Origin of the sequence: Streptomyces physcomitrii (assembly GCF_012273655.1) — a bacterium.
Lineage (GTDB): Bacteria > Actinomycetota > Actinomycetes > Streptomycetales > Streptomycetaceae > Streptomyces > Streptomyces physcomitrii.
This window is the reverse complement of the sequence record NZ_JAAWWP010000003.1, coordinates 274,315-294,048: the sequence shown is the minus strand read 5'-3', so window position 1 is coordinate 294,048 and position 19,734 is coordinate 274,315. Positions and strand designations below refer to the sequence as shown.

General features: G+C 74.3%; 16 protein-coding genes. 9 read left to right on the top strand and 7 right to left on the bottom strand.

Annotated features, from left to right (window positions below; translation table 11 throughout):
- Positions 1-184 precede the first annotated feature (184 nt).
- A complete protein-coding gene (locus HFV08_RS07105; protein ID WP_168536929.1) occupies positions 185-1,360 on the bottom strand; it encodes a baeRF2 domain-containing protein in 1,176 nt (391 codons plus the stop codon).
- A gap of 475 nt (positions 1,361-1,835) precedes the next feature.
- Here HFV08_RS07105 and HFV08_RS07100 point away from each other — a divergent pair, with 475 nt between their 5' ends.
- On the top strand, positions 1,836-2,237 hold the full coding sequence (locus HFV08_RS07100; RefSeq protein ID WP_210429946.1) for a hypothetical protein: 402 nt from the start codon (positions 1,836-1,838) through the stop codon (positions 2,235-2,237).
- 70 nt (positions 2,238-2,307) lie between these two features.
- On the opposite strand, the gene HFV08_RS07095 is transcribed toward HFV08_RS07100, so the two are convergent.
- Positions 2,308-4,557 (bottom strand): alpha-N-acetylglucosaminidase, encoded by a 2,250-nt coding sequence (locus tag HFV08_RS07095; protein WP_376770577.1) that lies wholly within the window; start codon positions 4,555-4,557, stop codon positions 2,308-2,310.
- 413 nt (positions 4,558-4,970) lie between these two features.
- On the opposite strand from HFV08_RS07095, the gene HFV08_RS07090 reads away from it, so the two are divergent.
- Positions 4,971-5,855: a hypothetical protein gene (locus tag HFV08_RS07090; RefSeq protein WP_168536925.1), complete on the top strand. Its 885-nt coding sequence runs from the start codon at positions 4,971-4,973 to the stop codon at positions 5,853-5,855.
- A 65-nt stretch (positions 5,856-5,920) separates the two neighbouring features.
- On the opposite strand, the gene HFV08_RS07085 is transcribed toward HFV08_RS07090, so the two are convergent.
- Positions 5,921-7,279, bottom strand: a complete 1,359-nt coding sequence (locus HFV08_RS07085) for an aminotransferase-like domain-containing protein (RefSeq protein ID WP_168536923.1) — start codon at positions 7,277-7,279, stop codon at positions 5,921-5,923.
- Positions 7,280-7,397: 118 nt separating this feature from the next.
- Here HFV08_RS07085 and HFV08_RS07080 point away from each other — a divergent pair, with 118 nt between their 5' ends.
- Positions 7,398-8,192: an alpha/beta fold hydrolase gene (locus HFV08_RS07080; protein ID WP_168536921.1), complete on the top strand. Its 795-nt coding sequence runs from the start codon at positions 7,398-7,400 to the stop codon at positions 8,190-8,192.
- A 152-nt stretch (positions 8,193-8,344) separates the two neighbouring features.
- Here HFV08_RS07080 and snpA read toward each other — a convergent pair whose 3' ends face one another.
- Complete coding sequence (gene snpA, locus HFV08_RS07075) at positions 8,345-9,004, bottom strand: snapalysin (RefSeq protein WP_168536919.1); 660 nt, start codon at positions 9,002-9,004, stop codon at positions 8,345-8,347.
- Positions 9,005-9,191: 187 nt separating this feature from the next.
- Here snpA and HFV08_RS07070 point away from each other — a divergent pair, with 187 nt between their 5' ends.
- The gene (locus HFV08_RS07070; protein WP_168536917.1) at positions 9,192-10,235 is read left to right on the top strand and encodes a LysR family transcriptional regulator; all 1,044 of its coding nucleotides are present in this window, start codon (positions 9,192-9,194) and stop codon (positions 10,233-10,235) included.
- A gap of 297 nt (positions 10,236-10,532) precedes the next feature.
- Here HFV08_RS07070 and HFV08_RS07065 read toward each other — a convergent pair whose 3' ends face one another.
- Positions 10,533-12,638 carry a PhoX family protein gene (locus HFV08_RS07065; protein WP_168536915.1) on the bottom strand — a complete coding sequence of 702 codons (2,106 nt, stop codon included), beginning with the start codon at positions 12,636-12,638 and terminating at the stop codon, positions 10,533-10,535.
- A 358-nt stretch (positions 12,639-12,996) separates the two neighbouring features.
- Here HFV08_RS07065 and HFV08_RS07060 point away from each other — a divergent pair, with 358 nt between their 5' ends.
- From HFV08_RS07060 to HFV08_RS07040, 5 genes are all read left to right on the top strand, one after another.
- Positions 12,997-14,715: a VWA domain-containing protein gene (locus tag HFV08_RS07060; protein WP_168536913.1), complete on the top strand. Its 1,719-nt coding sequence runs from the start codon at positions 12,997-12,999 to the stop codon at positions 14,713-14,715.
- A gap of 161 nt (positions 14,716-14,876) precedes the next feature.
- Positions 14,877-16,604, top strand: a complete 1,728-nt coding sequence (metG, locus tag HFV08_RS07055; protein ID WP_168536911.1) for a methionine--tRNA ligase — start codon at positions 14,877-14,879, stop codon at positions 16,602-16,604.
- A 94-nt stretch (positions 16,605-16,698) separates the two neighbouring features.
- Positions 16,699-17,046 carry a DUF6247 family protein gene (locus HFV08_RS07050; protein WP_168536909.1) on the top strand — a complete coding sequence of 116 codons (348 nt, stop codon included), beginning with the start codon at positions 16,699-16,701 and terminating at the stop codon, positions 17,044-17,046.
- Positions 17,043-17,369 (top strand): hypothetical protein, encoded by a 327-nt coding sequence (locus HFV08_RS07045; RefSeq protein ID WP_312885442.1) that lies wholly within the window; start codon positions 17,043-17,045, stop codon positions 17,367-17,369. The genes HFV08_RS07050 and HFV08_RS07045 overlap by 4 nt, the downstream gene beginning before the upstream one ends.
- 25 nt (positions 17,370-17,394) lie before the next feature.
- On the top strand, positions 17,395-17,748 hold the full coding sequence (locus HFV08_RS07040; RefSeq protein ID WP_210429943.1) for a hypothetical protein: 354 nt from the start codon (positions 17,395-17,397) through the stop codon (positions 17,746-17,748).
- A 25-nt stretch (positions 17,749-17,773) separates the two neighbouring features.
- Here the strand turns inward: HFV08_RS07040 and HFV08_RS07035 are convergent, their stop codons facing one another.
- Both HFV08_RS07035 and HFV08_RS07030 read right to left on the bottom strand, forming a co-directional pair.
- Complete coding sequence (locus HFV08_RS07035) at positions 17,774-18,844, bottom strand: NAD-dependent epimerase/dehydratase family protein (protein WP_168536907.1); 1,071 nt, start codon at positions 18,842-18,844, stop codon at positions 17,774-17,776.
- Between the two features lie 88 nt (positions 18,845-18,932).
- Positions 18,933-19,460 carry an ATP-binding protein gene (locus HFV08_RS07030; RefSeq protein WP_168536905.1) on the bottom strand — a complete coding sequence of 176 codons (528 nt, stop codon included), beginning with the start codon at positions 19,458-19,460 and terminating at the stop codon, positions 18,933-18,935.
- Positions 19,461-19,734: the final 274 nt, after the last annotated feature.

Genomic DNA, 19,734 nt, shown 5'->3' with positions numbered 1-19,734 from the left:
GCTCCGGCCGTACGGAGAACCCGTGCCGTACGGAGAACCTGTGCCGTACGGCGAACCCCCGCCCGGCGGCTGCCCCGTACCCCCGCCCGGCGGCTGCCGAACCGCGCGGCTCCGGCGGCCTCAGCCTCGACGGCTGCGACGGCTCCGGCGGCCCCAGTGGCTCCAGCGGCTCCATGGGAAAAGGCTAGAGCGGCTCCGGGCCCGCCGCGCGTCCCCGGGGGCTGCCGTCCGGCCAGCGTAGGAGGGCGCCGAGACCGCCGAGGGGGGCGGGGGTGCCGGGTTCCGGGTGGACGAGGATCACCTCGGCGCCGGACATGGCGGCGGAGCGCAGCAGGGCGTCGTCGGCGCGGGCCGGGAAGGGCTCGCCGGCGCCGAAGTGCTGCACCTGGGCGCGCCGCAGGGCGAGTTGGTCCGGCTCCGGGCCCGCCCAGACCTCGCGGTGGGTGTCGGGGCCGCCGGGGCTCAGGACGAGTTCGGCGATGCGGTGCGCGCGGGCCGCGTCCATCAGCGCGGGCACGCCCTCGGTGGCGTCGACGCGGCCCGAGGCGGGGGTGCGGGCGGCGAGGAAGCGGTCCAGCTCCTCGTGCGTATGGCGGGCCAGGAGGGCGCCGCGGGCCTCGGCGACCTCCGCGTCACCGAGCTTCGCGGTGGCGCCCCGGCCGCCGTGCGGTGTCTCCACCACCGAGGCCCGCAGGTGCTGCGGCAGCTTCTCGTGGACCCAGCGGCGCTCCCGCGCCCCGCCCGCCAGGATCACCAGGCCCGCACCGGTCTGCTCCACGCACTCCTGGAGCGCCCGCGCGACGGCGAGGCCGTTCTCCTCCCAGCTCTGCTCCTCCTCCGGCCGGCCCGGCTCGGCCAGCGGAAAGTGCCGCTCCGACCAGTCGGCCGCGGAGGTACGGCGCACCGGCCACTCCCCGCCCGCGCCCTCGCCGGTGCCGCCGCCCCCGGTGGCCGTCCGCACCTCGAAGTCGGCGCCGCCGCGGTCCAGGTAGGCGATCAGGCAGAGCGGCTCGTCGGGCGCGTAGTCGAGCAGCGGGCCGAGGTGCGGCAGCGGCGCCCAGGTGCTCGCCGTGGTGAACGGCGGGCGGTGCGTCAGCGGCGGGTCGAGCACCACCTCGCCGCGCGCCGCGAAGACCGCGCGCCCCGGGTGCCCGGCCCCGTACGCCGCCGAGCCGAGCGCCTCCCGTACCGCCCGGCAGTTCGCCTCGTCGGCGCCCTGGGCGGCCAGTTCCCCGGCCACCTCGCGGGCCTGCGCGGCGCGGTGCTCCGGGGTCGCCTCCTGCCCGGCGGGGGTGGCGGCGTAGACGCTGGCCCAGGGGCCCGGGCGGTCGAAGAGCGGGGCGAGCGGGGCGAGTTCCATGGCTCCTCCTTGGCTCCTCCTGCTCCTTCCCAGCGGGACGAGGAGGCGGCGGGCACCGGCGGGGCCCGCCGCCAGCACGGGACCACCGGTCCGGCCGGGCCGCGGGCGGGCACGTCCACCAGTGTGCACCTGGGGCGCGGGCGGCGCGCAGGCGTGCACGAGCGGCGCGCGGGGCAACGGGCCCGCCCACCGTCCCGCGCGTACGTCGGGACCCGGCCGGTCGCGGCGGCCAGGGACCCGGCCGGTCGCGGCAGCCCGGGTCCCGCCGAGGTCGCGGCAGTCCGGGTTCCGCCGAGGTCGCGGCAGCCCGGGTCCCGCCGAGGTCGCGGCAGCTCGGATCCCGGCAGAGTCCCGGCAGCCCGGAGCCGGACCCCGACTTGCCGCCCCCCGCCCCCGGGTGTGCTCTGGAAGGACGAGCCGCCCGCCCGGCGAGGCCCGCGGAGCCCGGGCCGGGGCCCTGCGAGAGGAGTGCGTCATGGCGCAGGCAGTGCACGTACGCGGCAGCCACTCGGGCGCCGCCCAGCAGCGCGTCACCTCACCGGCCTGGGCGGTGGTCCTGCCCGTGGTGCTCGGCGTCTTCTACGGGCTCTGGGCCGCGAGCATCCGGCGGCACGGCGGCCCGCCCACCCTGGAGAACGTGCTGTTCGGCGTGGTCTGCGGCGCGATCGTGGCCCTGGCCTGCATGGTCCTGCACCAGATCGCCCACCTGCTGCCACCCCTGCTGCGCGCCGCGAGCTGGGCGGGCTTCACGGGTGTCGCGGTCGGCTTCCTCTACAGCCAGAGCGGCATCTCGGTCCTGCGCTGCGCGGGCACGGCCCTCGCGGTGGCCGCCCTGGCCTTCGTCACCTTCTTCTACCGCTACTACACGACCGAGTAGCGGGAGCAGGGCCGCACCCGCACGCACGGGTACGGCCGCCCGGCACTCTCCTTCGACCTCGACCTCGACCTCACCGTCCTCTGACCCCCGCCCTCAGCACCGCGCGTACCTGCCCCGCCACCCGGTAGGTGTCCCCGGTGGCCTTCTGCGGCCAGGGGCCGGCGGTGTCCAGCCAGCGGCGTTCGAGGGTGTACCAGTCGATCGGTTCGGGGTCGCGGGCCTCGTCGAGGGCGGTGGTGAGGGAGTCGAGGTAGGTCTTCCAGCGCAGGTGGTAGAGGCCGCCGACCAGGCCCGCCCAGTCACGGTTGGCGTAGTCGTGCAGCTTGCCCTCGCCGGCCTGGCGGCGGCCGCCCCAGGTGGTGAGCAGGGTGACGGCGTCCTCCTGGAGGCGGTCGCGTTCGGCCTCGTCGGCGCCCCAGGCGCGGGCCTCGCGTACCCAGCCGCCGAGGAGGTGGTCCGGGTCGGTGGCGACCAGGGTGTCGAGCAGGGTGATCCGCTCCAGCCAGGCCTCGGCGAGCCGGGCGAAGGCGGGGCGGTCGGCGGCCTCGTAGGCCTTCTTGAGGGCGGGCAGGCGGGTGCGGCTCTCGTTGGCGAGGCACTGGCGGGCCACGTCGAGGAGGTCGCGGCGGTAGGCGGCCGAGCCGCGCAGGGCGGGGGCGACCGCGAGCAGGGCGTCCAGGGCGCGGGCGAACTCGGCGGCGTCGTAGCGGAGTTGCTTGGGCGACCAGCTGGCCGCGGTGGTGGCGGTCAGGCTGGGGCGGGCCGCGAAGAGGGAGTCGGCGGGCTCGCTCCAGCGGTCGGCGCGGGTGGTGCCGTAGGCGGTGCGGCGCAGGATGTCCCAGGCCTCGGCGGCCTTGCGGTCCTGGGCGCCGTAGCGGCTCAGCGCGTAGTCGGAGAACCACTCCTTCAGGTCGGGGCCCGCCTCGGTCCAGGGGAACTCGGAGAAGAGCTGGAAGGCGGCCGGGTTGTTGTCGGCGGCCTCCGGCATCAGGGCGATGCCGCGCATCCGGCTGCCCGCGCGGGTGAGCCAGGAGTGGTAGAGCGCGGACCAGTCGGGGGTGTTGGCGCCGAGCGCGGTGTGGCCGCCGAAGTTGGAGATGGAACCGAAGGCGTAGGGCGTGCCGAGCCAGTCGTCCTCGCGGCGGCTGACCTCGGGGAAGCGGTCGGAGAGGCCGTCGAGGACCAGGACGCGGTCGCGGTCGGCGGCGGCAAGCAGCTCCTTGGTGGGGTTCTTCTGCCAGCCGAGGACGGCCCACAGGGCGTCGGGGTGGGCGGCCCTCAGGGCGCCCTGGACGCCCTTGACCGCGTCCGCGACCGGTACGTCACCGGGCTTTCCGCCCTCGTGCAGGAGGTCCATCTTGTACAGCGTGGAGGCGCCGAACAGCTCGGCGTGCAGGCGGTAGTAGGCCTTCGCCACGGCGCGGAAGTGGGTGCCGCGCGGGTCCAGCCAGTCGGGGCGCGCGAAGCCCGCCCACTCGCCCTGCGGTACCAGGTGCGCCCCCGGGTTGCGGTCGGCGAAGCCGGGCGGGACGGTGCCGAACCAGCCGGGGAAGACCGGGGTCATGCCGAGTTCGCGCAGCCGCTCGCAGATCCGGCGGCCCAGGGCGGCGCGGCGGTCCAGGAGCTGGCGGGAGACCGGGCCGCCGAAGGCCGACATGTTCTGCAGCAGCCACCAGGGCTGATGGGCGGGGCCCGGGATCCAGGCGCGGACCTCCGCGTCGGTGTAGCCGAACTCCTGGAAGAGCCGGTGGTGGACCGCGTCGGCCCCGACGTAGACCAGGACCTCGTTGTAGCCGTGCAGCGCGAGCAGGTCGATCTCGCGCTCCCAGTAGGCCCAGTCGTGGTACGGGCCGGTGTAGCCGTCGTTGGTGTCGTTGAGGACGAAGCGGTGTGGGACGTTGGCGGTGCGGGCGAGCGGGGTGCCGACGGCGGGCAGCCGCGCGGGGAGGTCCGTCTGCTCCCCGGCCCAGGTGAGGTTGGCCCGGGCGAGGTGGGCGAGGTACCAGTACAGGCCGCGCAGCCGTACCGCCGCGGTGGTCCCCTCGACCAGGATGTCGCCCTCGGTGCCGGAGACCCGGAAGGCGTCCCGGCCGCCGGTCGCGGGCAGCGGGGCGAAGCGCACCTGGTCGGCGTGGCGGGGCAGCAGCCGGCGGGCCGCCCGGCGGTCCGCGTCGGCGGCCTCGGCGGGCTTGCCGTCGGCGGCCGGGGAACCGGGATCCGCGGACGGTCGCCGCCCGTCGGCGAGGGTGAACGCGCCCGCCGCGCCCGCGGCGGCGGTCACGACGGCGGTGGTGACGAATGCTCGGCGCTTCATGGGGATCCTCCTCGCCGCAGCGGCTCTGCGGCCGGTCGGGGACGAACGGGAACGGAGACGGAGACGGTGGCGGGGGCGGGTGCGAACGGGCAGGGGGATGGAGGTGAGCGGGAACGGAGACGGGGGCGAACGGGCAGGGGGGATGGAGGGGAGCAGCGGGAACGGGCAGGACGGCGCGGGTGCCCGGCGGGGCCGGGTGGAGGGCCGCGGCGGCGGTCACCATACGGGCGGAACGTGGCGCTGAGGAGGACGCCGGGCGGACAGCGCCCGACATGGGGCGCGTTCGTGGGGCGGCGCGTGGGCCGATCGCCGCACGCCCCTCCTGTTCAGGTGGCCCCGACCTCCCCTTCCGGTGGACCTGACCGCCGTATGCCGTGTTCCGGCTGGCACCGCCGCCCCGGGACCTCTTGGCTGGAACCGTGTCCCGGATCCTGCGCGGAGTGCTGGCGGCGGTGCTGCTCACCGCGGCCTGCCTCGCCCTGCCGCTCGGCACCGTCTCCCTCTGGGGCCGCTTCCAGCTCGCGGACCAGGAGCGGTACGTCGACACCATGGCGCCGCTGGCCGAGAACCCGGCGGTGCGCACCGCGGTCTCGGACGCGGTCGCCCGGGCGGTGAACGAGGAGGTGGACACCGGTTCGCTGCAGGACGCGGTGGACAGCTACGTCCACCAGGCGGTCCGCTCCTTCTCCACCACCGAGGCCTACCGCAACGCCTGGGACGCCGCCAACCGCGCCGCCCACAAGGCCGTACTGCAGGCCCTGCGCGGCGAGGAGGGCGGCGAGGTGACCATCGAACTCGCGCCGCTGGTACGGCAGTTGAAGGCGCAGCTGGAGGCGGACGGGGTGCCCTTCGCGGACAACATCCCGGTCCGCGAGAACCGGGTCACCGTGCTGCGCGCGGACGACCTCGCCCAGGTGCGGGCGCTCACCGACTTCCTGGAGGCGGTCGGCGTCTGGCTGCCGCTGGCCTCGCTGGTCCTCGCGGCGGGCGGCATCGCGCTCGCCCCGCGCCGGGCGGTCGCCGTCGCGGGCACCGGCCTCGGCATCGCGCTCGGCGCGGCGGCCGTGCAGATCATGACCGGCATCGGCCGCCGGATGACCCTCGGCGAACTCCCGCCGGACGTGCCCCGGGACGCCGTCGGCGCGGTCTACGACGCCCTCACCTCCTCGCTGCGCACCGCCGACTGGTGGCTGCTCGGCTTCGGCCTGCTCCTCGCCCTCGGCGCGGCGGGGTACGGCTACCGGGCCGCCCGGCGGTCCCGGGCCCGGGACGCGGAGGGGACCGGCGGGGGGCGTGAGCCGTAGCCGCCCGGAACCCGCGCGACCCTGACCCGCCCCCGCGAGACCCGCTCCCGCGACCTCCCCCGGACTCAGCTCCGGGCAAGCTCCGCCAGTGTCCCGAGGGCCGCCGCCAGCGCCGGGCGAGGGGCGCTCGCGAGGCCCAGGCGGACCGCGTCCGGGGCGCTCTGGGGGCCGACCGCGAAGGCGGAGCCGGGGGTGACGGCGATGCCGCGTTCGGCGGCCGCGGCGGCGAAGCGGTCGGCGCGCCAGGGGGCCGGCAGTTCCCACCAGGCGTAGTAGGCGTGCGGGTCGGTGTGGACGCGGAACTCGCCGAGTTCGCGGGCGACGAGCTGCTGGCGCCCGGCGGCGTCGGCGCGCTTGGCGACCACCAGGCGCTGCACGGTGCCGTCGGCGAGCCAGCGCACCGCCGCCTCCAGGGCGAAGCGGGAGGCGGTCCAGCCGCCGGAGCGCAGCACGGCGGCCACGTCGCCGATCGGCGGGGAGCAGACGGCGGGCTCGGCGGGGGTCACCAGGAGGCCCGCGGTCAGGCCGGGGGCGATCCGCTTGGAGAGGCCGTCGACCACATAGGTGCGCTCGGGGGCGAAGGCGGCGAGCGGCGGCCGTTCGTCCTCGTGCAGAAAGGACCAGATCCGGTCCTCCACGATGGGCAGCCCCAACTCCCGTATGGTCCGGGCGAGTTCTTCGCGGCGTCCGGCGGAGGCGGTGACCGAGGTCGGGTTGTGCAGGGTGGGCTGGACGTAGACGCCGCTGAGCGGGGCGGTGCGGTGCAGGGTCCCCAGGGCGTCCGGGCGCATGCCCTCGGCGTCCATGGCGACCGGCACCAGGATGATGCCGAGCCGGTCGGCGATCTCCTTCACCAGCGGATAGGTCAGCTGCTCCACGGCGATCCGCGCCCCGGCGCCGGAGCCCGGCCTGCCGTGCGCGCACAGCGCGGAGAGGGCGCCCGCGATGGCCTGCCGGGCGTTGCCCGCGAAGAGCAGCTGCCGGGGCTCGGGCCGCCAGGAGCCGGCGGCGAGCAGCGCGGCCACGGCCTCCCGGGCCTGGGCGGTCCCGGCGGCCGGTGCGGTACGGGTGGCCAGGTCCAGGACGTCGGGCCGCAGCAGCGGGGCGAGTCCGGCGGCGAGCAGCTCCGACTGGCCGGGCGCGACCGGGTAGGTGAGTTCGAGGTTGACCGGGACCAGGGTGGACGCCTCGGTGAGCGGGCGCCCGCTGGGCACCGGCGCGGCCCGTACGAAGGTGCCGCGCCCGACCTCGCCGACGACCAGGCCGCGGCGCACCAGTTCGCCGTAGACCCGGCCCGCGGTCGAGACGGCGATATGGCGGCGGCGGGCGAAGGCGCGTTGCGGGGGCAGCCGGTCGCCCGGCCGCAGCACGCCCGCGGCGATCTCCTCGGCCACCCGGTCGGCTATCCGCCGGTAGTCCTCCATGTCGCACTCCCCGTTTCCCCGTTCACTCCCGGTTTCGCCGGGTTCGCACCCGGCGATATCGCACCGAGCGCAATGTTTTCATTGCACCGAGTCAGCGGGGCCGCCTAGGGTCGCACCCATGGCTCCCCTCCTCGCATACGAGGACGAAGGCGCAGGTCAGGCGCTCGTCCTCGTCCATGGTCATCCCTTCGACCGGTCCATGTGGGCCCCGCAGCGGGCGGCCTTCGCCGCCACCCATCGCGTCCTCACCCCTGATCTTCGCGGGTACGGGGACTCACCTGTCACTCCCGGTGCCGTACGTCTCTCCACTTTCGCCGAGGACATCCGCGCCCTCCTCGACGAACTCGGCGTCCGCCGCTTCGTGCTCGCCGGGCTCTCGATGGGCGGGCAGATCGCGATGGAGTGCCTGCGGCGGTTCGGGGACCGGATCGACGGACTGGTCCTCGCCGACACCTCCCCGGAGGCGGAGTCCCCGGCCGGCCGCGCCGCACGCCACCGGGCGGCCGACCGGCTGCTGCGCGAGGGCATGCGCGGATACGCCGACGAGGTCCTGTACCGGATGGTCGCCCCGGGCGCCGAGGAGGCGGTGGCCGCCCACGTGCACCGGATGATGTGCTCCGCGGACCCGGTGGGCGCGGCCGCCGCCCTGCGCGGCCGGGCCGAACGCCCCGACTACCGGGAGCTGTTGGCCCGTACCGCCGTTCCCGTGCTGGTGGTCGTCGGCCGCGAGGACGGCTTCACTCCCCTCGCCGGGGCGAGGGCCCTGCACGCCGCGGTGCCCGGCTCCGCGCTCACCGTCGTGGAGGGCGCCGCCCACCTGCCGAACCTGGAGCGGCCCGAGGCCTTCAACGCGGCGCTCGCGGAATTCCTCGACCGGCTCCCGGCGGGGACGGGGGCGGGAACCGGGGCCTGAGCCGACGCCCGCTCCGGGGAGCGGTCGCCCTCCGTCCCGGCTCGGGGGACCGGGCCGGGACGGAAACGGCAGCGCGGACCGCCCTGGAGAGGGCGGCCCGCACTTGTGGGGGGTGGGTTCGGTCTACGGACCCGTGGGCGTGGAGCCCGGGGTCAGCGCGCGTTGACCTTGTGCAGCGCCTTCTCGAAGCCGTTGGCCCACAGCTGCTCGACCTGCGAGCGCTCCGCGGAGTCGGGCTGCGAGTTGGTGCAGGACGTGCCGGGGCCGCCGCCGGACATCAGCTGGCTGCACGGGCCGTCGTAGGTGTCCGGGAGACCGAGGACGTGACCGGTCTCGTGGGCGGTGACGCGGGTGGAGTCGTACTCCTCGTTCTGCGCGTAGTCGAGGAAGACGTAGCCGCTGCCGTGACCGTCGGTCGAGGCGTACGAGCCGCGGGGGTCGTTGCCCTCGCGGTACTCGAAGTCGGCGTTGGAGCCCTCCTGGAGCTGGACGTTGGCGACGGCGCTGTTCCAGATGCTGGTGGAGGAGGCGATCTGCGACGCGAAGGTCGGGGCACCGGAGGCGTCGTAGGTGACGGTGACGGCCTTGATGCCCGGGTTCTCGGCGCGCTTCTCGGCGACCGACTTCATCACGGCCTCGAAGAAGGCCGCGTTCGCCTTCGCCTCCGCCTTCGAGCCCTGGTAGGCGGCGGCCGAGGTGGTGGCGGTCGGCGCCTGGGCGGCACCGGCGGGGGCGGCACCGAAGGCGGCGAGGGCACCGGCGGTCAGCGCGATACCGGCGGAAGCGGAGACGAAACGACGGGAAAGCTTCATGGTGGGGGGACTCCTACTCGTTCTTGGGTGGGGGCGAGAACGGTTGGTAGGGAGTTTCAACGAACCTCGGGCCGCCGGGATGATGGCAAACATCGATAGCTTCCGGCTATCCCCGGGCAACTGGGGCGGATAAGGCCCGATTTGTATATCTGGTGCGGGGGGCCCGGGCGGCCCTACGCTCACAGCCATGGAGCTCGAGGTGAGGCACCTGCGCGTGCTGACCGCCATCGCCGATCACGGCAGCCTGCACAAGGCGGCGCGCGAGCTCGGCATGGCCCAGCCCTCGATGAGCACCCAGCTGCGCCGGATCGAGCAGGCCCTGGGCGGCCAGCTCTTCACCCGCGAACGCACCGGCTGCCGCCCGACCCCGCTCGGCCGCGTCGTGCTCAGCCGCGCCCGGCCGCTGGTGGCCGACATGCTCGCACTGGTCACCGAGAGCCGCGCCGCCGCCGCCCGGGCCGGGGGCCCGCAGCTGCGCATCGGCTCCACCGCGAGCGTGGCCCTGCCGGCCTGGCTGAGGCGGCTGCGCACCAGCGAGACGGCCGGTGAGCCGACCCTCCAGATGGACGTCTCCGGCAACTCCCTGCTGCGGATGGTGGCAGCCTGCCAGATCGACATCGCCTTCGTGCACGAGGTCGAGGGCACCACGATGCTGAACCTCCCCGGCGGCCTCGCGGTGCGCGAACTCATCGCCCGCGAACCGCAGTTCCTCTCGCTCAGCGCCGACCACCCGGCCACCGCCAAGTCCGTGGTGGAACTCTCCGACTTCGCCGAGGACCGCTGGATGGTCGACCCCACCGTGGACGGCGAGTGGGACGGCCTCTCCCGGGTGCTGCGCGAGGCCCGGCTCGACCCGCCCCTGCTGCACGGCGACTACATGACCGCCGCCCAGCTGGTCGCCATCGGCGAGGTCGTCACCGTCATCCAGCCCACCGCCCAGGCCCGCCCCGGCACCGCGATACGCCGCATCGCGGGCGACCCCATCGGCGTACGGCTGCTGCTCGCGGCCCGCACCGAGGAGGACCTCGACGCGGTCTACGGCCACCTGGAGGAGGCGTACTGGGAGGCGGCCTGGCAGGCGCCGGAGTACCGGGCGCTCCTGGAGGCGGAGGACGCCGAGCGGTCCGGGGGCGGGGACGGGGACGGGGACGGGGGCAGGGACGTCGGGAAGGCGTTCCCTGCGGCGAAGGCGAAGGCGGCCCGCCCGCCCGACCGCGCGTCGGCGCCGTAGGTACAGGGACGGCCCCCGCGCGCCCCGCACCGGCCACTCGCAAGGATTTACCGCCCCCGCCCGGGCAGGGAACCGTTTCGCCTCGCCGCTCTCCCCTTCGGTTGCAAGGTCATCCCCGGAGAGGCCGCCACGTCGCCCGGTTGCCCTCCGGCCCCGAGCGAATCCACGCGTCCGCAAACGCCGCCGCCCGGCGGCGATGCCCTCACGGCCTCGGCACCGCCACCGCGCGCGACCCGGCGGAACTCTCCCGAACTCCCCTGCGGGGAACCGGCAGGGAAGGGGATTCCCTTGCCGATCTCAGACCCCGATGCCGCGGCCGTCCGCGCGCCAGACCGAGACCACCGAGGGCCGCACATACGAACCCGGTCCGTCCGGCCACTGGCTCGCGGGCTTGTCGACGGTGGCGCCGTCGACCTCGCCCGGGTGCTGCACGGAGACGAGCACATGCCGGTCCTGGACCAGCGGGCCGCAGGTCTCGGCGCCCTTGGGCATGGTGAGGAACTGCTTCAGCTCGCCGCGCCGTTCGCCGCGGGTGGCCACGCCGAAGAGGCCGTCGTGGGTGCCGAGGGCGTTGCCGTCGGTGGAGATCCACAGGTTGCCGTGCGGGTCGAAGGCCACGTTGTCCGGGCAGGAGATGGGGCTCACCCGGTCCTTCGGGAAGCCCGCGAAGTAGGTCGCCGGGTCCTCGGGGTCACCGGCCACCAGGAAGAGCGACCAGGCGAAGCGGGTGGCCTCGGGGCGCTCGCGGTGCTCGGTCAGCTCCAGGATCTGGCCGTGCTTGTTGAGGTTGCGCGGGTTGGCCTCGTCGGGGCCCGCCTTGCCCTCCTTGCCGCGGTCGGTGTTGTTGGTGAGCGCGACATAGACCTTGCCGGTCTTGGGGGAGGGCTCGATGTCCTCGGGGCGGTCCATCTTGGTGGCGCCCGCCTTGTCGGCGGCGAAGCGGGTGAAGACGTAGACCTCCTCGGCGCTCATCCCCTCGACATGCGAGACGGCGCCCTCGGGGCCCGCCGTCGCCAGCGGGATCCACTCGCCGCCGCCGTCGAACTCGCCGTCCGCCGGGAGCTTCCCGGAGCCGTCGATCGACCCGGCGGGGGAGTCGCCGGTCAGCTTGGCGACATAGAGGGTGCCCTCGTCGAGCAGGGTCAGGTTGTGGGCGTGCGCCGCGCGGCCGCCGCCGTGCCGCATCCGCTTGGCGGAGACGAACTTGTAGAAGTAGTCGAACTTCTCGTCGTCGCCGAGGTAGACCACCGGACGCCCGTCGCGGGTCAGCCGCGGCTGCGCGCCCTCGTGCTTGAAGCGGCCGAGCGCGGTGCGCTTGCGCGGGGTGGACCCCGGGTCGTACGGGTCGAGTTCGACCACGTACCCGAAGCGGTTGATCTCGTTCGGCTCCTTGAGCAGGTCGAAGCGCTCGTCGAACTCCTCCCAGCGCCGCTCGGAGGCGCCGCCGACGACCCCGTACCGCTTGAGCCGCGCGGCCCGGTCCGGGTCGGTGACCTTCTCGGCGTTGGCGAAGTACTGGTTGAAGTTCTCCTCGCCGTGCAGCGTGGTGCCCCACGGGGTGGTGCCGCCCGAGCAGTTGTTGAGGGTGCCGAGGACCGTGGTGCCGTGCGGGTCGGCCTTGGTGCGCACCAGCTCGCTGCCCGCGGCCGGGCCGCTGAGGCGGAACTCGCTGGTGACGGTGAGCCGCCGGTTCAGCTGGTGGCGGCGCACCGCGCGCAGCCCGCCGCGGTGCTCCTCCTCCACCACGACCACCGAGAGCCCGTGCGCGGCCCAGGCGATCTCCACCTGCTCGCGGGTCGGCCGCTGATCGTCGTAGTCGCGGAACATCAGGATCTCGTCGGTGTACTCGTGGTTGGCGACGAGGAGTTGGCGGCACCGCTCGCCGCGCAGCGGCAGCAGCGAGAGGAAGTCGTTGTTGTAGCCGAACTGCCCGGCCTGCGCCTTCGCCGACTGCCGCTCCGGGTCGAAGTCGGGGGCGCCGCGCAGGATCGGTTCGCCCCAGCTGATGACGAGGTTCTGCGCATAGCCCTCGGGGACCGTCACCCGGTCGTCGGTGTTCGGCGCGACCGGCGCGAACCGCAGCCCGCGCGCCCCGTCCCCGCCGTGGTGCTTCCCTGGGCCGTGACCGTCCTGACCGCCGGCCCGGCCGTCCACCGGTCCGGCGCTCGCGTCCCCCGCGCCCGCGCCGAGCACGGCACCGCCCGCGGCGGCGGCGACCGTGACCACGGCCGCGGCCCGCACCATCGAACGGCGGCTCAGCGCCCCGGCGATGACCTCGCCCACGTAGGCGTTGCCACTGGTGTTGGGCACCTCGTGGAAGCAGGCGTCCCCGCACCGGAACCGGCAGGTCATCGCGGACCGGCCGCCCTGGTGCGAGGTGATGATCGGCAGCTGTTTGCGCACTTGCGCCTCCGTAGTCGCGCACATTCGCCGGTACGCTCCGCACCGGCCGAAGACCGGAGCGCCCGCGGAACACTGCGCGAGATGCGCGGCCCTGGCTGGATTCCGGCTGTTTTCGGCCAGACGCTAGGGGCGCCAACGGGCCCTGCGTGAACCGCGGAATGAATACGAGGTGAACGCGCGGCCAGACCGTGTTCCGGGCGCGACCGGGGAGCGCGCCCGCCCGGCCCCCGGTTTCGGGGCCCGCTCCCCGCCCGTACCCCGGCCAAGATCGCCGACAGCGGCGGCTAACCTTACGTGTCCGCCCTGGCCAGGGTTTGCCAGGCATCCCGGGAAACAAAGCACGCAAAGGGTCGCGCACATGGGCATCTTCAGCCGCCTGCGGAACACCTTCACACGCTCCCGCAAGGGTCGCCCCGCCGAACAGGCACCCGGCACCACCGAGCCGACCGGCACCGCCGCACCGGCCGCCGCCGAGGAGCCCGCGCGCGCCGACAGCGCGGGCAGCGGCTCGGACAACGTCCGTACGGGCAGCGGCGGTACGGGCAGCGGCGGTACGGGCAGCGGTACGGGCACCGGCCGTACCGGCGGCGGCAGCGCGGGCACCCCGGCGTCCGCCGGTGCGGCGTCCGGCACCACGGTTCCGGCCGCGCGCCGCAGCACCGAGTCCGGCGCCTCCCGGGACGCCTCGGTCGCCGACGACCTGGTCGCCGCGGCCTTCGACAACGTGACGGTGCCGAAGCAGGGGGCGCCGCGGGGGGAAGGGGTGGAGGCGGAGGCTGCGGAGTCCGCCGAGCCCGCGAAGCCCGTGGAGGCTGCGGAGTCGGAGAAGGCCGCGGAGTCCGCGAAGACGCCGGAGGCCGTGGAGGTTGCGGAGTCCGCTGAGCCCGCGGCGGCTGCGGAGCCTGCCGTGAGCGAGCCCAAGTCGGGTGCGGGGCAGTCGACTTCGGGGGCCGAAGAGCCGGTTCCGGGTGCGGAGGACGCGGAGGTCTCGCCTCAGGAGGAGGCCTCGCCTCAGGCGGTGGAGGATCCGGTCGTGGACGCCCCGGCCGGGGACGCCTCGACGGAGGCTGCCGAGCAGGTCTCAACGGAGCCTGCCGGGGCGGAAGTTGCCGAGCAGGCCTCAACGGAGGCTGCCGGGGCGGTAGTTGCGGAGCCGGAGGCGAAGCCCGAACCGGAGGCCGAGCCGACCCCGCAGCCGGAGGCATCCCCCGAGCCGACCGCGGCAGCGGAGCCGGAGCCCACCCCCGAACCCGAGGCAGCCCCCGAACCGGAGCCTTCCCCCGGCCCCGGAGCCGCCCCCCTGGCCGCGGCCGACGAATCCCCCTCAGCCCCTGCCGACACCGGCACCGGCACGGACACCGACACCGGTACCGGCACGGACACCAAAACCACCACCCCCTCCCCCTCCCCCTCCCCCTCCCCCTCCCCCTCCCTCTCCCCCCTCCTCACCGGAGCCCACACCGCCGCCGCGCAGGTGCTCGCCGACCGGGGGCTGAGCGGGGTGCGGGCGCGGGTCTACCTCGTACTGGACCGGTCCGGTTCGATGCGGCCGTACTACAAGGACGGTTCGGCGCAGGCGCTCGGCGAGCAGGTGCTCGCGCTGGCCGCGCACACCGACCCGGCGGCGACCGTGCCCGTCGTCTTCTTCTCCACGGAGATCGACGGCACCGGCGAGCTGACCCCGGACTCCTTCGAGGGACGCGTCGACGCGCTGCACGCCGAGTGCGGCCGGATGGGGCGCACCAGCTACCACGCCGCGATCGAGGAGATCGTCGCGCAGCACAAGAAGTACGAGAAGGCCGAGGGCGGCAAGGCACCGGCCCTCGTCGTCTTCCAGACCGACGGTCCGCCGGACACCAAGGGCCCGGCCACCGCGGCGCTGAAGGCGGCCGAGCGGCTGCCGCTGTTCTTCCAGTTCGTGGCCTTCGGCGAGCACGAGGCCAAGGGCTTCGACTACCTGCGCAAGCTCGACGTCCCGAACGCCGCCTTCTTCCACGCCGGCCCGGCCCCGCGCGAGCTGACCGACGCGGAACTGTACGAGGGCCTGCTCGCCCACTGGAAGCCGGCCACCGGCTGAGCGCCTGAGCACCGGCGTCACACAGCGTCCCGGAGGCCGTCCGCACCGTAAATCCAGGAGCGGGCGGCCCCCGCATGTCGGCTACGATTTCGGGGTTCGTACGACGAGATTCCGGCACCCGCCGCTCGTCACTCCACGTAACGACCTGGGAGCAGCCCCCGATGGCTCGACACCTCATCACCAGCGCCCTTCCGTACATCAACGGGATCAAGCACCTGGGCAACATGGTGGGGTCGATGCTCCCGGCGGACGTCTACTCCCGCTACCTGCGCCAGCGCGGGCACGACGTCCTCTACATCTGCGCCACCGACGAGCACGGCACCCCCGCCGAGCTGGCCGCGAAGGCGCAGGGCGTGCCGGTCGACGAGTTCTGCGCCCAGGCGCACGAGGCGCAGAAGGCGATCTACGACGGGTACGCGCTCGCCTTCGACTACTTCGGCCGCAGCTCCAGCCCGCAGAACACCGAGATCACCCAGCACTTCGCGCGCCGCCTGAACGAGAACGGCTTCATCGAGGAGCGCGCGATCCGCCAGGTCTACTCGCCCGCGGACGGCCGTTTCCTGCCGGACCGCTATGTCGAGGGCACCTGCCCGCACTGCGGCTACGACAAGGCCCGCGGCGACCAGTGCGAGAACTGCACCCGGGTGCTCGACCCGACCGACCTGATCGACCCGCGCAGCGCCATCAGCGGCTCCACGGACCTCGAAGTCCGCGAGACCAAGCACCTCTTCCTGCTCCAGTCCAAGCTCCAGCAGGAGGTGGAGGCCTGGGTGGCGCAGACCTCCGAGGCCGCCCCCGAGTGGCCGCAGCTGTCCACCTCGATCGCCCGCAAGTGGCTGACCGAGGGCCTGCACGACCGCGCGATCACCCGCGACCTGGACTGGGGCGTCCCGGTCCCGGCGGACACCTGGCCCGAACTGGCCGCCGAGGGCAAGGTGTTCTACGTCTGGTTCGACGCCCCGATCGAGTACATCGGCGCCACCAAGGAGTGGTCCGACGCGGCGGGCGAGAGCGCCGGGCACGACTGGAAGTCCTGGTGGTACGAGGCCGCGGACGTCCGCTACACCCAGTTCATGGCCAAGGACAACGTCCCCTTCCACACGGTGATGTTCCCGGCCACCGAGCTGGGCGTCCGCGAGCCCTGGAAGATGGTCGACTACGTCAAGGCCTTCAACTGGCTGACGTACTACGGCGGGAAGTTCTCCACCTCGCAGAAGCGCGGCGTCTTCACCGACCAGGCACTGGAGATCCTCCCCGCGGACTACTGGCGCTACTTCCTGATCGCCAACGCCCCCGAGTCCGACGACTCCTCCTTCACCTGGGAGCACTTCACCGCCACCGTCAACAAGGACCTGGCGGACACCCTCGGCAACTTCGTCAACCGGGTCCTGTCCTTCTCCCGCAAGCGCTTCGGCGAGACGGTCCCCGCGGGCAGCGAGGCGGGCGAGGCGGAGGCGAGGCTCGGCACCGAGATCGCCCGGCTGCTCGCCGAGTACGAGGAGCAGATGGAGGCCCTGCAGTTCCGCAAGGCGGCCGCCGCGCTGCGCGCCCTGTGGTCCGCGGGCAACTCCTACCTGGAGGAGAAGGCCCCCTGGCTGGAGATCAAGACCGACCAGGACGCCGCCGCCCTCACGCTGCGCACCGCGATGAACCTCATCCACCTGTACGCGGTGGTCTCCGAGCCCTTCATCCCCGCCTCCGCCGCCGCCATGCGCACCGCCTTCACCCTCCCCGACGACACCGCCACCTGGATCACCCCGACCCAGGCCACCACCCTGGACACCGTCCCCGCGGGCACCCCTTTCACGGTGCCCCCGGTCCTCTTCGCCAAGATCACCGAAGAGGAACTGGACTCGTACAAGGAGCGCTTCGGGGGCGAGGGGGCCTGAGGGACGGGCGGCGGACAGCTCACACCGCAAGGGCGCGGAGAGCTATGGTCGGGAAAGCGAAGATCTGCAGCGGCACAAAGGAGGACGACCGGTCATGACTGCTCACGCGGCGGAACACACACCGGCCGTCCCGCCCATGCCCGAGCGCAATCCGAAGGCCCTCCGCGAGGCGATCGCGCAGCACGCCCCCGCGCTCCTCGCGGACTTCGACAGCCACTGGCGCTGGGCGGTCGCCGAGACCTATGACATCAGCACCGTGCCCGCCTTCATGGCCCGCTGGTGGGGCCAGTACGCGATCGCCCGTGACCCGAAGCTCGACGCGCATGTCACGGACCTCGAACACCGCGCGTCCGAGTCAACCGACCTGACCGAGGCCAGGTCCCTCCTCGAAGCGGCGTCCCACATCCGGCATCAGGTGCAACGCCTGGAGCCCGGTCAGTGATCGACGACGGCTTCATGGGTCCGCCCTGGCAGATGGACTGGACCCTCAAGGCCCAGGCCGCACGGGACGTACTGCCCGAGCAGGCACGCAAGATCGTCGATGCCGTACGCGCCGAGTTGGTCACGGCCGACGACCCTTACTTTCGCGGCATCGAGACGGACACGGGTCTCCCCACCGGCATGCGGGTGGAACCCGTGCGCTCCAGCGATCCGAAGGGCGCCCGCGTCTTCCTCTTCGACGGCGGCCACGGCTGGCTGATCTACACCTTCGTACGGCGCACGGAAGATCCGCAGATCATCGTGGAAGAGATCTTCTGGCAGTGACCTGAGGCCCACCTGGAGGAAGCTGATGAGCGTGGTCACCTACTTTCCCGGCCGCGGTACCTACCGGGAGCTGGCCTACTTGGAGGGCAAGGAGGACGGCGCCGTAGAGGCGAAGGCCGCGGTGGTGGTCCGGGTGCTGGAGCTGCGGGGCGTCGAGGTGTCCCAGGACGTCCGCGAGCGGATGGCAGGCTGTGCCGACCCCGTTCTCCTCGACCGGTGGCTGGAGCGCGCCCTCACCGCGACGCGCGCCGATGCCCTCTTCGACGAGCCCTCCGCCGTCGGCCAGGCGCCCGCGCCCATCCCCGCCCCGGCCTCGGAACCCGCCCCCGCCTCGGAACCCGCGGCGGCCGACTCGCTCCCGCGCGCGCGGCGGGACTGAGCCCGGCGGCGGGACAGCAAGGCGGTCAGCCGGTTCGCTCGGCGTCCCCCCGCAGCCTCGCTCCCGCGAACTCCTTCATGCCCTCCGTGAAGGTGATGCGGGGGTGCCAGCCCAGGTCGGTGCGGAGGCGGGTGGAGTCGGCGGTGATGTGGCGGACGTCGCCGAGGCGGTACGCGGCGGTGGTGACCGGGTCGGGGCCGCCGTGGGCGCGGGCGAGTTCGGTGGCCATCTCGCCGATGGTGTGCGGGTCGCCGCTGCCGGTGTTGTACGCGGTGAAGGGGGCCCCGCCGCCCGCGTGCAGGGCGCTCAGGGCGAGGACGTTGGCGTGGGCCACATCGCGTACGTGGACGAAGTCGCGGCGCTGGCGGCCGTCCTCGTAGACCTGGGGCGGTCTGCCGTTCGCGAGGGACGAGCGGAAGAAGGAGGCGACTCCCGCGTACGGGGTGTCGCGGGGCATGCCGGGTCCGTAGACGTTGTGGTACCGCAGCGAGACGGCCGCGGAGCCGGTGGAGCGGGCCCAGGCGGCGGCGAGGTGCTCCTGGGCGAGCTTGGTGGTGGCGTAGACGTTGCGGGGGTCGGTGGGGGCGTCCTCGCCGACCAGCCCGGGGGTCAGCGGTTCACCGCAGTCGGGGCAGCCGGGCTCGAAGCGTCCGGCGTCGAGGTCGGCGACGGCGCGCGGGCCCGGGCGGACGGTGCCGTGCGCGGGGCAGGTGTAGCGGCCCTCCCCGTAGACCACCATCGACCCGGCGAGGACCAGGGCCTTCACCCCGGCCCGCGCGGCGGCGGCGAGCAGGACCGCGGTGCCGAGGTCGTTGCAGCCGACGTAGTCGGGGGCGTCCGCGAAGTCCTTGCCGAGGCCGACCATCGCGGCCTGGTGGCAGACGGCGTCCACCCCGCGCAGCGCGGCGGTCACCGCCTCCGGGTCCCGTACGTCGGCGGTGAGCCGCGGGACCCCGGGGTGCGGCGCGGGGGGCCGGTCGCCGTGGGCCGAGGGCAGCAGGGCGTCGAGGACGAGGGGTTCGTGCCCGGCTTCGAGCAGTTCCGCCACGATGTGGGATCCGATGAATCCGGCGCCGCCGGTGACCAGTACGCGCATCCGGCCACCGTAGGACGGCGGTGCCGGTACGGCGGGCGGCGCGCGGGGGACGTCACGGGTCCGTAAGGGGTCAGGGGCGAGGGGAGGATCAGAGGAGCGGGTCGTGGGGGCGTCGGGGGGTGGTCACCAGGCCGGTGCGCGGGGGCGGCGGCGACTGGGCGCCGTCGGCCGGGGTGACGAACTCCGCCAGCATCGTGGTGCCGGTGGTGGTCAGGCGGGCGACGGTGCGGGTGGTGTGGGCGCGGACCAGGGCGAGGCCCCGGCCGCAGCGGGGGTAGCCGTCGCCGGGGCCCTGGGCGGGGACGGGGGCGTGCCTCCAGCGGCCGATGTCGTGCACCTCGGCGCGCAGGGTGCCCTCGCCGGAGCTGAGGCGCAGGGTGACGACGGGGCTGCCGCTGTGCCGGACCGCGTTGGTGACCAGCTCGGTGACGACCAGGGCGAGGGATTCGCAGGTGTGCCCGGTCAGGCCCCACCGGCGGGCCATGGCTCCGGCGAAGCGGCGCATCACGGTCGGCGCCTCCGGGGTGGCCGCCAGGGTGCACAGGGCGTGGTCGGACGGCGGGTCTGCGGGGTGCCCCCGTGCCGGCACGGGGGGCGGATGCGCTCCGGTGGTCATGCGGCTCTCCAGCGTGGGACTGCCGGGTCCCCCGGTGCCGCCCGTGGTCCGCGGGAGGCGGGACTCCTCGTGCTCTCTCGCGATCGCACCGGTGCGAGGCGCGGGACGCGGTGCCCTGGGCGGCAAGCCCTCGGCCGGACGTCCTTCGCGCGGTGCTCCCGATGTCCTCGGCGAGAGGCCCTCGGTCGAGAGGGGGATCCGTAGTCCCATGCTGGGGGCACGACACGGGGGCAGCAATCAGGGCAGACTGGACTACGGATACGTAAACAAGCCG